At 44.5% G+C, this 14,789-nt stretch carries 15 protein-coding genes and 1 tRNA gene; 11 read left to right on the forward strand and 5 right to left on the reverse strand.

Annotated elements, in window-relative coordinates:
- Positions 1-130: 130 nt before the first annotated feature.
- Positions 131-1,039: a Rossmann-fold NAD(P)-binding domain-containing protein gene (locus REC12_RS10110; RefSeq protein WP_308894076.1), complete on the reverse strand. Its 909-nt coding sequence runs from the start codon at positions 1,037-1,039 to the stop codon at positions 131-133.
- 29 nt (positions 1,040-1,068) lie between these two features.
- Positions 1,069-1,144, reverse strand: a tRNA-Arg gene (locus REC12_RS10115).
- 151 nt (positions 1,145-1,295) lie between these two features.
- On the opposite strand from REC12_RS10115, the gene REC12_RS10120 reads away from it, so the two are divergent.
- Positions 1,296-2,165 carry a YitT family protein gene (locus tag REC12_RS10120; protein ID WP_308894078.1) on the forward strand — a complete coding sequence of 290 codons (870 nt, stop codon included), beginning with the start codon at positions 1,296-1,298 and terminating at the stop codon, positions 2,163-2,165.
- A 69-nt stretch (positions 2,166-2,234) separates the two neighbouring features.
- Here REC12_RS10120 and REC12_RS10125 read toward each other — a convergent pair whose 3' ends face one another.
- Together REC12_RS10125 and REC12_RS10130 are read right to left on the reverse strand one after the other, a co-directional pair.
- Positions 2,235-3,041, reverse strand: coding sequence for a polysaccharide deacetylase family protein (locus REC12_RS10125; RefSeq protein WP_308894080.1), 807 nt, complete (start codon positions 3,039-3,041; stop codon positions 2,235-2,237).
- Positions 3,042-3,205: 164 nt separating this feature from the next.
- On the reverse strand, positions 3,206-3,463 hold the full coding sequence (locus REC12_RS10130; protein ID WP_308894082.1) for a hypothetical protein: 258 nt from the start codon (positions 3,461-3,463) through the stop codon (positions 3,206-3,208).
- Between the two features lie 162 nt (positions 3,464-3,625).
- Between REC12_RS10130 and REC12_RS10135 the strand changes: the two genes are divergently transcribed.
- From REC12_RS10135 to REC12_RS10180, 10 genes are all read left to right on the forward strand, one after another.
- On the forward strand, positions 3,626-4,897 hold the full coding sequence (locus REC12_RS10135) for a tetratricopeptide repeat protein (protein WP_308894084.1): 1,272 nt from the start codon (positions 3,626-3,628) through the stop codon (positions 4,895-4,897).
- Positions 4,898-5,101: 204 nt separating this feature from the next.
- Positions 5,102-5,632 (forward strand): hypothetical protein, encoded by a 531-nt coding sequence (locus REC12_RS10140; protein WP_308894086.1) that lies wholly within the window; start codon positions 5,102-5,104, stop codon positions 5,630-5,632.
- The gene (gene cobO, locus REC12_RS10145) at positions 5,632-6,165 is read left to right on the forward strand and encodes a cob(I)yrinic acid a,c-diamide adenosyltransferase (protein ID WP_308894087.1); all 534 of its coding nucleotides are present in this window, start codon (positions 5,632-5,634) and stop codon (positions 6,163-6,165) included. The genes REC12_RS10140 and cobO overlap by 1 nt, the downstream gene beginning before the upstream one ends.
- Positions 6,166-6,249: 84 nt before the next feature.
- Positions 6,250-7,578, forward strand: coding sequence for a type I glutamate--ammonia ligase (gene glnA, locus REC12_RS10150; protein WP_308894089.1), 1,329 nt, complete (start codon positions 6,250-6,252; stop codon positions 7,576-7,578).
- Between the two features lie 251 nt (positions 7,579-7,829).
- The gene (locus REC12_RS10155) at positions 7,830-8,042 is read left to right on the forward strand and encodes a hypothetical protein (RefSeq protein ID WP_308894201.1); all 213 of its coding nucleotides are present in this window, start codon (positions 7,830-7,832) and stop codon (positions 8,040-8,042) included.
- Positions 8,043-8,198: 156 nt separating this feature from the next.
- The gene (locus REC12_RS10160; protein WP_308894091.1) at positions 8,199-10,100 is read left to right on the forward strand and encodes a PrkA family serine protein kinase; all 1,902 of its coding nucleotides are present in this window, start codon (positions 8,199-8,201) and stop codon (positions 10,098-10,100) included.
- Positions 10,101-10,121: 21 nt separating this feature from the next.
- Positions 10,122-11,258, forward strand: a complete 1,137-nt coding sequence (gene yhbH, locus REC12_RS10165; protein WP_308894092.1) for a sporulation protein YhbH — start codon at positions 10,122-10,124, stop codon at positions 11,256-11,258.
- Between the two features lie 65 nt (positions 11,259-11,323).
- Positions 11,324-12,802, forward strand: coding sequence for a SpoVR family protein (locus tag REC12_RS10170; RefSeq protein WP_308894094.1), 1,479 nt, complete (start codon positions 11,324-11,326; stop codon positions 12,800-12,802).
- A 198-nt stretch (positions 12,803-13,000) separates the two neighbouring features.
- Positions 13,001-13,615, forward strand: coding sequence for a DedA family protein (locus REC12_RS10175; protein WP_308894096.1), 615 nt, complete (start codon positions 13,001-13,003; stop codon positions 13,613-13,615).
- A gap of 69 nt (positions 13,616-13,684) precedes the next feature.
- Positions 13,685-14,299 carry a DedA family protein gene (locus tag REC12_RS10180; protein WP_308894098.1) on the forward strand — a complete coding sequence of 205 codons (615 nt, stop codon included), beginning with the start codon at positions 13,685-13,687 and terminating at the stop codon, positions 14,297-14,299.
- Here REC12_RS10180 and REC12_RS10185 read toward each other — a convergent pair.
- Positions 14,288-14,749, reverse strand: coding sequence for a Fur family transcriptional regulator (locus REC12_RS10185; protein ID WP_308894100.1), 462 nt, complete (start codon positions 14,747-14,749; stop codon positions 14,288-14,290). The genes REC12_RS10180 and REC12_RS10185 overlap by 12 nt on opposite strands.
- Between the last annotated feature and the right edge of the window lie 40 nt (positions 14,750-14,789).

Here is a 14,789-nt window from a genome sequence, read left to right on the forward strand (position 1 = left end):
CTAAACTCCCGCTTCTGCAAGCGGTGAGTTTAGAGCGGCTAAGTCCCTGGCTAAGTGCGACTAAGATTCGGATGGAGTTAAAACTTCACCTGACTCAAGTCTTCTTTATTTGATAAGCTTTCGCAAAGGCTCAGCTGTTCATCATACAATAGAGAATAATAGCCTGTTGAACAGCAAGCAGTGATTTTTTGAATTCATAGCCCACAAAGTATTTGCTTTCCATGACTTCGGCTGAGACTTCTTCGCCTCTGAAAAACGGTGGACATGGGTTTAAAAGTGCATTTTTGTTAGCTATAGCCATAAGTGAAGCTGTAATTTGATAGTTCTTGAAGGCTTTTAAATTATCATGATTAATTGAATCTGTAAGAATAATATCCTTGTTTAGCATCGCCTTTTTCAGATCATGCTCTATGGCTACCCCTTCCATTTCGTAAGTCCGGGGACAGCTTTGAGAAAAAGCCAAGCCGAATAAGTCGGCAGCTTCTTTCCAGGCCAGGCCAATATTGCTTTGTGCGCCGACAAACAGATAATTGTCAGCAAGATAATTTGCACGAAGGTTTGAGAGTGTAAATAAATCTGATAAAATTTCACAAGGATGATTCACATCTGTCATGGCATTAATAATTGGAACAAAACTGGCACCGGCCATTCTTTCAATTAATGAGATATTGTTATGTCTGACGACAATACAATCCGACCAATTATTTAAATACCTAGTAACGTCCCGGATATCTTCTTTTTTGTCAAGTGCATCACTGGGAAACAAAATAGCTTGACCGCCTAATAGTTTAATGCCTTTTTCAAACGAAACTCTTGTCCGAATGCTTGAGGGAGGAAAAAATAAGACAATTGTTTTGTTTTGCAAAAATCCGGAATAGTTATTTTGCTCAACTTCAGCAGCTAGCTCAAAAATCTTGCCGACATCTTTCATAGACAAATTACTTAATCTGACTAAATCCATTTTTGATTTTGCCACCATCCCCAAATATAAAATTGCTTTCTTTATCTTAAAAAACGAAATAAAAGAAGTCAACCGCATTAGCGATTGACTTCCTTCAATACAATATTTGGTGCGCCCGGCGGGATTTGAACCTGCGACCTCCGGCTTCGGAAACCGTCACTCTATCCACTGAGCTACGAGCGCATAAGAGGACACTTCTTTACTTTACTCAATTAATAAGAGATTGTCAAGGCTAAAATTAGCCAAAGTAACCATAAGTTGTCTCTTTCGAGTCTATGCAGTATAATGCAACAAGGTAACTACTTGGATTCAAGCGAGAAATGAGGGAATTCGTTTGCGATGGCGAGATTTAAAAGAGAAGTTTTCCTGGCAGTTTTTAAAGCACCTTATTGGAATAATATTTGGCGCCTCGATAGTGAGCACCAGTATTAATACCTTAATTATCCCCAATCAAATTGCTGACGGCGGGGTTACGGGTATTGCGATTATTTTACATTATCTTTTCAAATGGCCGGTTAGTTGGATAATCATAGTTTTGAATTTGCCCTTGTTTATCCTGGGCCTTAAATTGGTGGGACGCAATTTTTTACTGCTCAGTGTTCTTGGGGTTGGGATTCTTTCGGCAACTCTTTCTTTAACGTCCCATTTTCCGTCTCTGACCCATGACACTTTGTTAGCCGCTATTTCCGGTGGGGTTCTTTCCGGAATTGGCATGGGGATTATCTTTCGCTCCCGGGGTTCACTTGGCGGAACCGATATTTTAGCGGTTCTGTTTGCCAGGACGACTCCTTTTAGTGTAGGGCAAATTTTGCTGGGTATTGATGCGGTTATTTTTATGGTAACAGCTCTGTTATTTAAGCCTGAAATGGCCATGTATGCCATGATCTATATGTTTATAGCAACTCGTGTTGTCGACTTGGTTCAGGAAGGCTTGAGCCATTCCAAATCGGTTATGGTTGTCACTGTAAAGCCCCAGGAGATTGCCAATGAGATTATGGCTAAACTGGAACGGGGGGTCACTCTTTTTCAGGCGACAGGTGCTTACTCGGGAGATGAGAAACAAGTCGTTTATTGTGTTATTAGCCGTACAGAATTGTCTCAGATCAAAGAGATTGTTCGTGCACAAGATCCCCTCGCCTTCGTTGCTATTTCCGAAGTCCCTGAAGTTGTAGGGGAAGGTTTTTCATCATGGAAGGGACATTAAGCTGACAAGCGCTTAAACCATAGATTAATTATTAAATTATTATTTTGGAAATTAAAGCTGTGAGCTTTTTCAATTGTTTGTTGTTTTAGGGGAAGGAGCTGCGGAATTGTTTGTCAAGTTACTTTCCGGCGGCCAGGTTCCGCTGGCTTCGGAGAGCAATTTTCCTACAGGCATGAGGGTATACCCTTTAAGTTTGAGGCGTTCAATAACTGTGGGTAAAGCCTGAATAGTGTCCGGCGCCGAGTCTGAAGCGTGAAATAAAATAATGTCACCTGCTTTGGCCCCTTCTCCTGAATGCAGGCCATTGAGAACATTATTAATCACGGCATTAGGACCGGGACGTTTCCAATCAAGAGAGTCGACACTCCACTGTATCACTCGGTACCCTAGTTTATTAGCGACGGAAATTACTTTATTGTCATAGGCTCCGTTGGGCGCGCGAATTAACCTTACTTTTTGGCCGGAGACCCGCTCCAAAACTTCCTGGGAGGTGGCAATCTCCTTCTCGATTTCACCGGCGCCCAAGTTGTTGAGGTCGATATGGCGGTTGCCGTGAGAGCCGATTTCATGCCCTTCTTTTACCATGCGCTGAACTAAAGCCTGATGCTTTTCCGCCCAGGGACTTGAAAGGAAAAATGTGGCGTGAACCCCTTCCCGTTTGAGAATATCCAAAATCGGTTCTGCTGTTTTTTCCCCCCAACTGATATCAAAGGTCAAGCCAATTGCCGGAGTGGTAACAGTTGCCGAATAAATAGGTTTTAGCTTGCCCGAAAAAACAGCAGTCACATTTTCGCGGTAAGAAATCAAGACAAGCAGCAGAATTCCCCAAAGGGCAAGGTTACGCCAAGATGGACGCTTGAAAATTATTATTCGCATTTGGAATTCCTCCTTTGGGTTAAAGATATTCGTCTGCCCTCCGGATCATGAGATGAAAAATAAAAAAACGCCTGAAAATAGGCGTCTTGATAAAAGTTCATCTGTTTAAGCGGAATAAAAAATGCTTTCTGAGATGGAATTACAACGTTTTATGCAATGCGTAATTAACGCTTAAAAAATCGCTGACCGAAGATTGCCTGTACCAAATCCACCCGAAACAGCAGTTTGAGAAACAAGTGGAGGACAATGAAAGAGGCGGCAATAATTACTATCACGCGGATCAGGAAAAAGGCGATTGCAAAGAGCCAGGTGAAAACCTTGCCCAATATGACGGCCGAAAGTAAAAGGCCGAGAATGAGTATGAGAAGCTTGATTGCAACCGTCCAATAATTGGAGGACTGAGATGGGCGATAAGTATTCAAGATCTAAACACCCCCTTCTACATAGAGATTATCATATTTCGACTTTTATGTCTAGGTTACAAGCTTGTTCGCTTAAAAGTTCCTTTGAGCCTTAATTCTTACGCTTTGATACCCAATAAATTGAATCGTGCATATTATGGAACAGACATTGGAGGGGATAATATGTACGAAAGAGAATTATCCAGCTGGCGGAATCTGATGGAAGACGGTACTCAATGCCTGGGGGAGGAACAATATATTAATGCCGAAAAATATTACTCTCAGGCGCTTATCTTAGCGCACCAATTCTCGGTTCCAGAGCTCACGGCCTTTACATTACGACTGCTGGCAACTGTGAGAGTTCGTTTAGGGTATCTTGAATTAGCTGAAGAAGGGTTTCAATCAGCTCTCCTTATTTGTCAGGGAATCCAGAACGCTAAAGGTATGTCCGAGGCCTGGGCCGGTTTAGCCAGCGTTTCGGTGAAAAGGGGAAAGTTCAAAGCTGCCGCTGATGAATATGAACAAGCCATCGCTATTTACCCTGCGACCTCCCCGCCTTTGCGGCTGGGTATGCTCTATGCGGATCTCGGTCAGGTGCACGCGACTCTGGCGGAGTGGAATAAGGCCCGTGACGCTTATTCTGAGGCCCAGGAAATTTGCCGCGCCAATGGCTTTCTTAAAGGGGAAGGGGAATTGGATGTGCTTATTGGCGAGCTGTGCTTTCGGCAAAAGAAAAAAGAAGAAGCAAGCAAAAGCTTGCAGCACGCCTGTCAAGTATTTTTTGAAATTTCGGATATTGTTGCTCTGACGAATGCTCTTCAATATCTGGCCTTAATGTATTTTGAGCAAAATAAAATGCGCCTTGCTTTTGAGTGCCAGCAGAAAGCTGTTGCGCTCTGTTTGAGATTTGATAAGAAGCATGTTTTTAGTGAAAGCTGTTTTTTCTTAAGCAGGATAGAACAGTCGCTGGATTTGCTGGAGGAAGCAAAGTATTATCTGGAATTGTCCGTTCAATTTTATCCGGAACAAGATATTGAACTAGCCTTGCGCTATCAAGGCATGGCGAATTTACTTCATTTAACGGCAGATTATGCAAAAGCGGAATTATATTATCTAAAAGCTTTAAGTCTTTATGAATCCTTGGGTGATGAGCTGCATATAGGGGAAGTCTGCGAAGCCCTGGTTGTTTTAAAAGAATCTCGGGAAAAGGGCGATGAAGGCCGGGAGAGCAAAGAAGAGCCGGGAATTCAGGCCAAAATGTCAGGAGGCTTTCCTCTTGAGGCCTTAGTCCGCCTGGCGGAATTCTATGAAGAGCGGCGCAATTACCGAAACGCTTTGGAGTGTTATTGGAGAGCCTTGGAAATGGGGCGCGATGCCCAAATTACGACGAATTGGATCGAAGCCAGAGTCCAAAAAGTATCGAAACAGATTCGCCGCAAAAGATCCGCCTACTAATGTTTCCCTAATTCTCTTTCCGACAGCATAAAGGATAACTTCGTTAATCTTTTCCTCCCGCATCAGAGCAACTGGCGGCTTCTGCTCTCGCAAACTCGGCGCAAGCCGAGTTTTCTTTAAAAAAGCTTTATAAATCGGGAGAGTTCAGATAAAATAGAGGTATAATACTCTCACTGTCAGGTGAGATGGGGTGGAGGGGAAGCTATGCGTGAGGAAGATTCGTTGCTCCTCGAATGTTTGGAAGATGTTTACCACGACTTTGAAAAGGCTTTGAAAAAAGTGCAAAAGGTACGTTCAGTTCATGTCCAGAAATTTGAGCGGCTTCTAGAAGAATTACTGAGTGAGCGCAGAGTTTTCGAAGATATTTCTATCCCGGCCCGGCTAATCATTGAACAGCTTTTGGAGCTGCAGTTTAAAGTTGGACAGGTCGCTTTGGAAGCGGAATATTTGAGGCAGCCCTTTGTTGGTGTGGAATCTGTTAAAATCGAGGAGTTTGGTATTATTCGCTTAAAACTTGGGGATGTTGAAGTTAAATGGCGGGATGGAAACTATTCTTACTATTTCTACCCGGATAAGGTGGAACTAAGAGCTACGGATGAGAAATCTTCCATTAAATTATTCTTTTCTATTCCGTTTAATCAACAGATTATGGAAAGGTTTCCGGAAATCCTTAAGTCTCCCAATGTTGTTTATGTTCATCCACAACTTGAAGCTTGGATACGGGAGGTTCTGTGATGCCAAATCTTGACAGAGGATTAATTCAGATATATACGGGAAATGGCAAAGGAAAAACAACGGCTGCCCTGGGGCTCACAATACGGGCAATCGGACATGGCTTTAAAGTATATATTATTCAATTCATGAAAGGCAGTGCTGATTACGGCGAATTGGAGGGGCTAAAACGTCTCTCCCCTGAATGCCGGGTCGAAAGCTATGGAGGCAAAGGGTGGGTTCACAAAGGCCTTCAAGAGGAAGAACATGTCCTTGAAGCCCGGAAGGCCTTTAAACGAGCCCGGGAGATTGCTGTCTCGGGGGAATGGGACATAGTCGTCCTCGATGAAATTCTCAATGCCCTCTGGTTTGAACTTTTAGCGGAAGATGAAGTCTTGGAATTGTTAGAGATAAAACCTCCTCATGTCGAGTTGGTGCTGACCGGCCGCAATGCCTCGGACCGCTTGCTGGAAAAGGCCGATTTAGTTACGGAGATGGTTTCCCAAAAACATCCCTTTGACCAGGGAATCGTGGCTCGCAAAGGGATAGAATATTAAAAGCCCGGGCCTTTATCTACTGTCAGAAAGTATAACCTTGTTACATAGTTTTTTAGTGCGGAAACTTGAAAGGAGAGACTCGCTATGATGTTGACCAACGACGACGTCCTTCGGGAAGCTCAGGAAAAAGGGGTTAAGTTTATTCGTTTGCAATTCACGGACATTTTCGGCATACTGAAAAACGTCGCCATTACGATTGAGCAGCTGGAAAAGGCTTTAGACGGCCAGCTCATGTTTGACGGCTCTTCGATTGAAGGGTTCGCCCGTATTGAAGAATCCGATATGTATTTGCGGCCGGATCCCAATACCTTTGTGGTCTTTCCTTGGCGCCCCAAAGAAGGTGGAGTGGCCCGTCTTATTTGTGACGTTTACAACCCCGACGGGACATCTTTCGGGGGATGCCCGCGCAGCGCGCTGAAAAAGGTTTTGCAGGAAGCTGCTGAGCTGGGTTATAGCTTGAATGTCGGCCCGGAATTGGAGTTTTTCCTTTTTCATACGGACCCGGAAGGGCGCCCGACAACCATTACTCATGACAAGGCCGGGTATTTTGATTTAACTCCGGTTGATTTGGGAGAGAATGCCCGCCGGGATATGGTTTTAACCTTGGAACAAATGGGATACGAGATTGAAGCCTCACACCATGAGGTAGCTCCCGGGCAACATGAAATCGACTTTAAATATTCCGACGCTTTAGATATCGCGGATAAAATTGCCACCTTCCGTTTTGTGGTTCGGACGATAGCCCAGCATCACGGCCTCCATGCCACATTTATGCCCAAACCGATTTTCGGCATAAATGGTTCAGGCATGCACAGCAATCAATCGCTTTTTAAAGCCGGGAAAAACGCTTTTTACGATCCTAACGGTCCCCTGGAACTTTCAGAGATTGCTTATCAATATATCGCCGGCCTGATGAAACACGCTCAATCGTTTACGGCTATTACCAACCCGACCATCAATTCCTACAAGCGGCTTGTTCCGGGGTATGAAGCACCTTGCTATATAGCCTGGTCCGGACGGAACAGAAGTCCTTTGATTCGGATACCTGCCAAAAGAGGGGCCTCAACCCGTATTGAATTGAGGAGCCCGGACCCGTCCTGCAACCCATATTTAGCTCTTGCGGTTCAATTGAAAGCGGGATTAGACGGAATTAAGCATAAGCTCACTCCCCCGCCGGCGGTTGACTTAAATATTTATGCTATGACCCATGCAGAACGTGCCAGTCACAATATCCCTTCGCTTCCCGGCAGTTTAAAAGAGGCCTTGGATGAATTGGCAAAGGCGCCGGTTATTCAGGAAGCACTTGGCGAGCATATCTATCAGCGTTTTTTGGAGGCTAAAACAGAGGAATGGGATAGTTTTCGCGTAAACGTTACTCGCTGGGAACTGGATCGTTATTTGGAACTGTATTAGAAGCTCTGTCTTGCAGGAGATCCGCATTACCTTGGTAGTGCGGATCTTAGAGAATGATCAATACGTTCATGATTTATAATTTGGATAGAAGATTTTTTATGTTTGTGAAACAATTTACATGAAAAAGCATAAAGTAAAGCAAAGAAATATTAATCCGAATTTTTAATATTCAAAATTATCCTGGATAAACTTTTTGAACTATGTTAATATAAATTAACATAATGATGTACACAAAAGGAGGACGTATCATGATGTTTGCCTTGAATCGTGATTCCGTGCCGGGCTCTTCCTTTCGAACTCAACGCAAGTTTAAAGTTGGGGATCGAGTCACGACGAGTAATGGCTGTCTGGGGACGGTTGTTCGGATAGACCGTGATGAGGTTGGGGAGTTTATAGTAGCCCGTCTAGATATTTTACCGGGTGAATTTGCTTATGATCCTTGGGATTTAGATAAAATCGACTAAGTTAAAAGCCTAGCTTATTTCAGCCACCCCTTTTAGGGGTGGTTTTTAATTTTTCTGCATAAAGAAATTTTAGTATATGCCTTATCTAGAGCGACAAGGCATATACTAGAACTATACGTTGTTAAACCTGGCTGATGTAGAGAAGGGAGGGCTATCATGGAAGTCATCAAATGGCTACGCGAATATCGTGAAATAGAGGCCTCATTAGAATGGAAAGGTACTTTTGCAGATTATTTGCAAATGGTTATTAAAAATCCTAATTTAGCTCTGCATGCTCACGCACGGATTTACGCGATGATCAAAGCGGCCGGAGTTGAAACTAAGGGAGATCAAAAGAAGTATCATTTCTTTGACAAAGAACTTTTTGGCTTAGATAAAACGCTGGAGCGGCTCATTGAGGAATATTTTCACAGTGCGGCGAAACGCTTGGATGTCCGCAAGCGGATTCTCCTGTTAATGGGGCCCGTGAGTGGCGGTAAGTCAACGATTGTGAGCCAATTGAAACGAGGGTTGGAGGAGTTTACCAGAACTGAAGAAGGTGCGGTTTACGCTATTGAGGGGTGTCCAATGCATGAAGACCCTCTGCATCTTCTGCCAATGTCTTTGCGGCCGCAATTTGAAAAGGAATATGGGATTCGCGTGGAAGGAAATCTTTGCCCGGTTTGCCGTTTGCGCTTGGATGAAGAATTCTCCGGAGAAGTTGAGAGTTTCCCCGTAAAACGAATTGTCTTCTCTGAGGAACAGCGGGTAGGAATAGGGACTTTTACTCCTTCGGACCCCAAGTCACAGGATATTGCCGATTTGACAGGAAGCATCGACTTTTCTTCGATTACGGAATATGGCTCGGAATCCGATCCTCGCGCCTATCGTTTTGACGGAGAACTGAATAAGGCCAATAGAGGTTTAATGGAATTCCAGGAAATGCTGAAATCCGATGAGAAATTTCTTTGGAATCTTTTGAGTTTATCCCAGGAAGGGAATTTTAAGGCAGGAAGATTTGCCTTAATCTCGGCCGACGAATTAGTTATCGCTCACACCAACGAGAATGAGTACCGAACCTTTGTTGCCAATAAGAAAAATGAAGCCTTGCAATCCAGAATTATTGTCATGCATGTTCCCTACAATCTTAAGGTTAGTGATGAAATTAAAATTTATGAGAAACTAATTAGCCAGAGTGATATCCGCAATGTTCATGTCGCTCCCCATAGTCTCTGGGCCACATCGGTCTTTGGCGTTCTCTCCCGCTTAAAGCCTTCCAAAAAGCAAGGGATGGACCTGGTTAAAAAAATGAAAATTTATGATGGCGAAGATGTCGAAGGATTTAATCAGAAGGATTTAAAAGAGCTGATGATTGAAGGAGAAGAACAAGGGGAAGGCATGAGCGGGGTTGATCCGCGTTATGTGATCAACCGGATCTCTACGGCCTTAATTCGCGACGAACATGCTTGCATCAACGCTTTGGACATCTTGAGAGCTTTGAAAGACGGTCTGTCTCAGCATACCTCAATCACGAAAGAGGAAAGGGAAAATTTACTGAATCTAATTTCAGTGGCCCGGCGCGAATACGATGAAATGGCCAAGAAAGAGGTTCAAAAGGCTTTTGTCTATGCTTACGAGGAATCTGCCAAATCTCTTTTGAACAATTATCTGGATAATGTCGAAGCCTTTTGCAATTCGACGAAACTAATGGACCCTATTACCGGAGAAGAGTTGCCTCCGGATGAGCAATTGATGCGCAGCATTGAAGAGCATGTCGGAGTGTCGGAGAACGCTAAGAAAACCTTTCGCGAGGAGATTTTAATTCGCATATCCATGTACGCCCGCAAGGGAAAAACCTTTAGCTACGAGTCGCATGAGCGCCTAAAAGAAGCCATTGAGAAAAAGTTATTTGCGGATCTTAAGGATATTGTTAAAATTACCACATCTGTGGAGCATCCCGACCAGGAACAACTCAAGAGAATTAATGGCGTCATGGACCGTCTCATCAATGAGCATGGATACTGCCCGATCTGTGCCAATGAAATTGTCAAATATGTCGGGGCCCTCCTTAACCGCTAAGAGAAAATAGGAGGGATGAAGGTGTCGGATGATATTATTGTAAGCCGCGATGACTGGAGTTTGCATCGCAAGGGGTATTTAGATCAAACGAGGCACAAAGAAAAAGTAGAAGAAGCTATAAAACAACAATTGGGAGATCTGATTGTTGATGAAAGCATCATCTTATCCAATGGTAAAAAAAGTACAAAGATTCCTATGCGTTCTTTGGAAGAGTTCCGCTTTCGCTATGATTTTAATAAAAAAAATCATACCGGTCAGGGAACAAAAAAAATGTCACCGGGGGACATTTTGGGGCGCGACCAGGCTAAGGGCAAAGGAGCCTCAGGCAGCGGAGCGGGAGAAGAACCCGGGGAAGATATTTACGAAGCTGAAGTCACTTATGAGGATTTAGCCGATATCTTATTTGCAGAATTGAAACTCCCCAATCTTGACGATAAAAAACGTCCTTTAATTGCTCACGATCGGCCGGAATTTAATGATGTCCGTAAAACCGGGCTTATGGCCAATGTCGACAAGAAACGGACGTTGTTGGAAAGTATCAAAAGACAGGCCAGAAAAGAGAATTACAAGAAAGAGGAGCGCTTAAAGATTACTCCGGAGGATTTGCGCTTTAAGACCTGGGAAACCCGGCCGAATTTTGAGACGAACGCGGTTATCTTAGCCATGATGGATACCTCGGGTTCGATGGGACAGTTTGAAAAGTATATTTCACGGACGTTTTTCTTCTGGATGGTGCGTTTTCTGCGCTTAAAATATGAAAACGTGGAGATCCGCTTTTTAGCCCACCATACGGAAGCTAAAGAAGTGACTGAGGAGGAATTCTTTACACGGGGGGAAAGTGGCGGTACGCGCTGTTCTTCGGTGTATAAATATGCTTTGGATTTAATTGAAAAAGAATATCCGCCGGCCCATTATAATATCTATCCGGTCCATTTTACGGATGGAGACAATATTGGCTCGGATAACGCGCGGGCCATGGGGCTGATGAAAGATCTTGTGGACGTTAGTCGGGTGGTTGGGTACGGAGAAATCTTAAGAACTCACTATTCCAGTACCTTAATGTCAACCTTAAAAAGGATTACAGATCCTAAACTCAGGTTAGTGACGATTCGCGACCGCAACGAAGTTTATGATGCTTTAAAGACGGTTTTTTCTTAAAGTCCTGAGACGTTGACCCACCTTGATGTCTGCTCAATTCTTGAGATTTAGTAAGGGGGGAAGTCATGGACAATGAGATTAGAAACTTGACTGCTTTTGCCCAGGAGATTGCCCAGGTAGCACGGGGAATGGGTCTTAATTTTTATCCGGTTAATTTTGAGGTGGTTCCGGCGGAAGCCCTGTATACCTTCGGGGCTTATGGCATGCCGGTGCGGTTTACCCATTGGAGTTTTGGCAAAGCATTTTACCGCATGAAAACCCAATATGATTTGAATTTGAGCAGGATTTATGAGCTTGTGATTAACACGAATCCGGCCTATGCTTTTTTACTGGAAGGAAATCGCTTGACTCAGAACAAACTGGTGATCGGGCATGTTTACGCCCACGTTGATTTCTTTAAAAATAATCACTATTTTTCCCGCACTCCCAAAGATATGGTTGAACGAATGGCGGCTCACGCCGAAAAGCTTAGAGAATATGAACTGTTGCATGGCCGGGAAAAGGTTGAAGCTACCCTGGACGCGGTTTTGTCGATTCAGGAACATGTGGATTTCCGCTCCCATATAGGCCCGGACTATAAAAGCGACAAGCGCAGTAAAGGAAATTCTAAAAATAAACAGCCGGTCAAGCAGTCCTGTCCAACGGCGAACTGTCAAAGCCAGTCTTGTGCCGCCAAAGGCACTTGCGGAACTTGCCGGCAGCCCGCAAGTGCGGTCACTGATCCTAAAGCAAAGGCAAAGCACAGAACAGCGCAGCTCTATGAAGATTTGTGGGAGGACCTGGCCGAGAAAGAATCCGAGTCGGAAGCGCAGCAAGACTATGAGGATCTCCTTTACTATCTGATAGAATTTGCGCCGGGGCTGGAAGAATGGCAGAGGGATATCGTGAGCATTGTCCGGGAAGAATCACTCTACTTCTTTCCCCAGATTGAAACCAAAATTATTAATGAAGGCTGGGCGACCTTTTGGCATGCAAAAATAATGCGTGAACTGGACCTTACTGAGAGCGAAGCTCTGGAATTCTCTTTAATGCACAGCCAAGTCGTTCAGCCGTCACGCCTGAGTTTAAATCCCTATTATCTGGGAGTAAAGATCTGGGAAAGCCTTGCTAAAGAAAGGTCTCCGGCAGAACTTTTTGAACTGCGTGAGACGGAAAATGATCTGTCCTTTATCCGCAACCACTTGACTAAAGAATTGGCGGAAGAACTTAACCTGTTCAATTTCCGTAAAGTCGGGGCCCATTGGCAGGTCACGGAGAATGATTGGGAGAAGGTGCGTAATAATTTGGTGCAACAGCTTGTTAATGGCGGAAATCCACGTATTGTAGTTCTGGAAGGGGATTATGAAGGCAAAGGCGGACTCTATCTCAAGCATCGCCATGAGGGAGCTGACCTTGATGTCGTTTATCTGGAAAAAACTCTTTCCTTAGTTCAGTCCCTGTGGGGAAAGGCCGCGCTCCTGGAAACCATGCTTGACGGCAAGAAAATCATTTATGAAGCGTCTGACGGCTTAGTCAGCCGCCGGCAAGTGAGTAAAACGGATTAAGGCGCAAGGTTTAAAAAAAGGACATTATGACCAAAGTAGATCTGGGAGAGCTACTTTGGTCACCTTTTGAAAACTATAAAACCTAAGTTGAAAACTATAGAGCCTAAGCGAAATCTGTAAAGAAACTGGTAATGAGCATAAGTCTATGGTAAAATACCCACGGTATGATGAATCGTCATGAATGTCAGGAGGTATAGTTTGGAAGCGCTTATTACCCAGCTTGGGGAATTCGTCGTACATATCATTTCGTCTTTTGGCTATGCGGGTGTGTTTTTAGCAATGGCTATTGAAAGCGCCTGCATCCCTTTGCCAAGCGAGATTATTCTGCCTTTTACCGGCTATATGGTTTTTAGCGGCCATTTTGGTTTCTGGCCGGCGGTTGTTGCCGCTACTTTAGGGAACCTCTTCGGGGCTTTGGTAGCCTATTATGTGGGAGTATGGGGAGGCCGGCCTTTTCTCAAGCGGTATGGCAAGTATTTTTTTATAAATGCCCGGGAATTGGCTTGGACAGAACGTATTTTTGAGCGCAATGGCGAAATAACGGTCTTTATTGGCCGTGTCCTGCCGGTTGTGCGCACGTTTATTTCCTTACCCGCGGGGATTGCCCGCATGAATCCGCTGAAAATGGCTACTTATACGACGATCGGGGCCTTTCTTTGGTGTACGCTCTTGGTCTTTATCGGTAAAAAATTAGGTGAGAAGTGGGATACCCTTAAACCCTTGTTTCATCGCGCTGATGTTGTAGTCGGCGGAGTTATCCTTGTTGTGCTGCTTTATTTCGTTTGGAAACATGTCTCAGGCAAGAAACGCTAAGGTTTAAGGCCGCTGTAAAGAATCCGAAGGGTTTCGGGGGGAAATGGCTTAAAGAAAGGTAGGCTAGGCATGCATGGATTAGAGCACTATGTGATGAGCATAATTTTTCACTATCGTTATGCCGGCTTATTTGTACTGCTTACGGGTGGTATGGTTGGTATTCCTGTGCCCGATGAATTTTTAATGGCTTTTAGCGGCTTTCAAATATCCCTGGGACGAATGAATCTCGCCAAGACCCTTTTAGTTGCTTCTTTGGGCAGCTTCACGGGCATGAATTTAAGCTACTGGGTTGGACGAACCTTAGGGATTTCTTTTCTCCACAAAGTTGCTCCCCTTCTGCACTTCAATACAAAAAAAATTACAAGCGCTGAACATTGGTTTCAGCGCTTTGGAGATCGGCTCATCGTGATTGGCTATTTTTTTCCGGGATTCCGCCACTTTACGGCCTATTTTTCCGGGATGAGTAAACTTAATTATGCCCGTTATGCTGTGCTGGCGGCAACGGGGGCCACTCTTTGGGCTTTTACCTTTATTACCCTCGGTCGAATTTTAGGTGAGCATTGGGAGAAAATTACGTTTATTTTGCATCGCTATCTAGTCAGAGGGGGAATTATTCTCGCCTTAATCGTCTTCTTGATCTACCTCTATAGTCTTAAACGCGGTAAAGCAGGCTTAGAAAACTGAGGGCGGATCTTCTTCTTTGAGCTCCTCGGCCTGGCAATGAGGGCAGAGGCCGAAGAAGCGCAGCCAGTGATTCCGGATACGGTAACCGCTTTGAGATTCGATGGTCTGGGCTAAGTTTCTTATGGGACAGTCCCCTAATTCCTTGCTTTGTCCGCATTTGGTACAGATAAGCTGATGGGCGTGTTGTTTGGCAGAGCTGACGAGGCAAAAACGTTCGCCGCCGCTCCTGAATTCTTCCTTTTCAATCAGGTTGATGCTGCTGAGCATTTCCAGAACACGGTAGATAGAAACGATGCCGACATGAATGTTGGCTTGTTCCAGAATGTGATGAATATCGTAGGCCCCGAGGTATTCGCTGTTTTGGCAAAGCACTTCCACGACATGTTTGCGGGCCGAGGTGAGGCGATAGCCTTGCTGTTGAATATCACGAAGGATTTCTTCATAGTTCATGGTGTTGTCTCCTAAAATAGAAGCGGTAGTTAAAGCCGCT

The sequence above is a fragment of the Candidatus Desulfosporosinus nitrosoreducens genome (assembly GCF_030954495.1).
GTDB lineage: Bacteria > Bacillota > Desulfitobacteriia > Desulfitobacteriales > Desulfitobacteriaceae > Desulfosporosinus > Desulfosporosinus nitrosoreducens.

Bases quoted from the DNA above. Each gene is read 5' to 3' on its own strand.
- REC12_RS10110 (WP_308894076.1), bottom strand. From the start codon at position 1,039: ATGCGGTTGACTTCTTTTATTTCGTTTTTTAAGATAAAGAAAGCAATT.
- REC12_RS10125 (WP_308894080.1), bottom strand. From the start codon at position 3,041: ATGCGAATAATAATTTTCAAGCGTCCATCTTGGCGTAACCTTGCCCTT.
- REC12_RS10135 (WP_308894084.1), top strand. From the start codon at position 3,626: ATGTACGAAAGAGAATTATCCAGCTGGCGGAATCTGATGGAAGACGGT.
- REC12_RS10140 (WP_308894086.1), top strand. From the start codon at position 5,102: ATGCGTGAGGAAGATTCGTTGCTCCTCGAATGTTTGGAAGATGTTTAC.
- cobO (WP_308894087.1), top strand. From the start codon at position 5,632: ATGCCAAATCTTGACAGAGGATTAATTCAGATATATACGGGAAATGGC.
- glnA (WP_308894089.1), top strand. From the start codon at position 6,250: ATGATGTTGACCAACGACGACGTCCTTCGGGAAGCTCAGGAAAAAGGG.
- REC12_RS10155 (WP_308894201.1), top strand. From the start codon at position 7,830: ATGTTTGCCTTGAATCGTGATTCCGTGCCGGGCTCTTCCTTTCGAACT.
- REC12_RS10160 (WP_308894091.1), top strand. From the start codon at position 8,199: ATGGAAGTCATCAAATGGCTACGCGAATATCGTGAAATAGAGGCCTCA.
- REC12_RS10170 (WP_308894094.1), top strand. From the start codon at position 11,324: ATGGACAATGAGATTAGAAACTTGACTGCTTTTGCCCAGGAGATTGCC.
- REC12_RS10180 (WP_308894098.1), top strand. From the start codon at position 13,685: ATGCATGGATTAGAGCACTATGTGATGAGCATAATTTTTCACTATCGT.
- REC12_RS10185 (WP_308894100.1), bottom strand. From the start codon at position 14,749: ATGAACTATGAAGAAATCCTTCGTGATATTCAACAGCAAGGCTATCGC.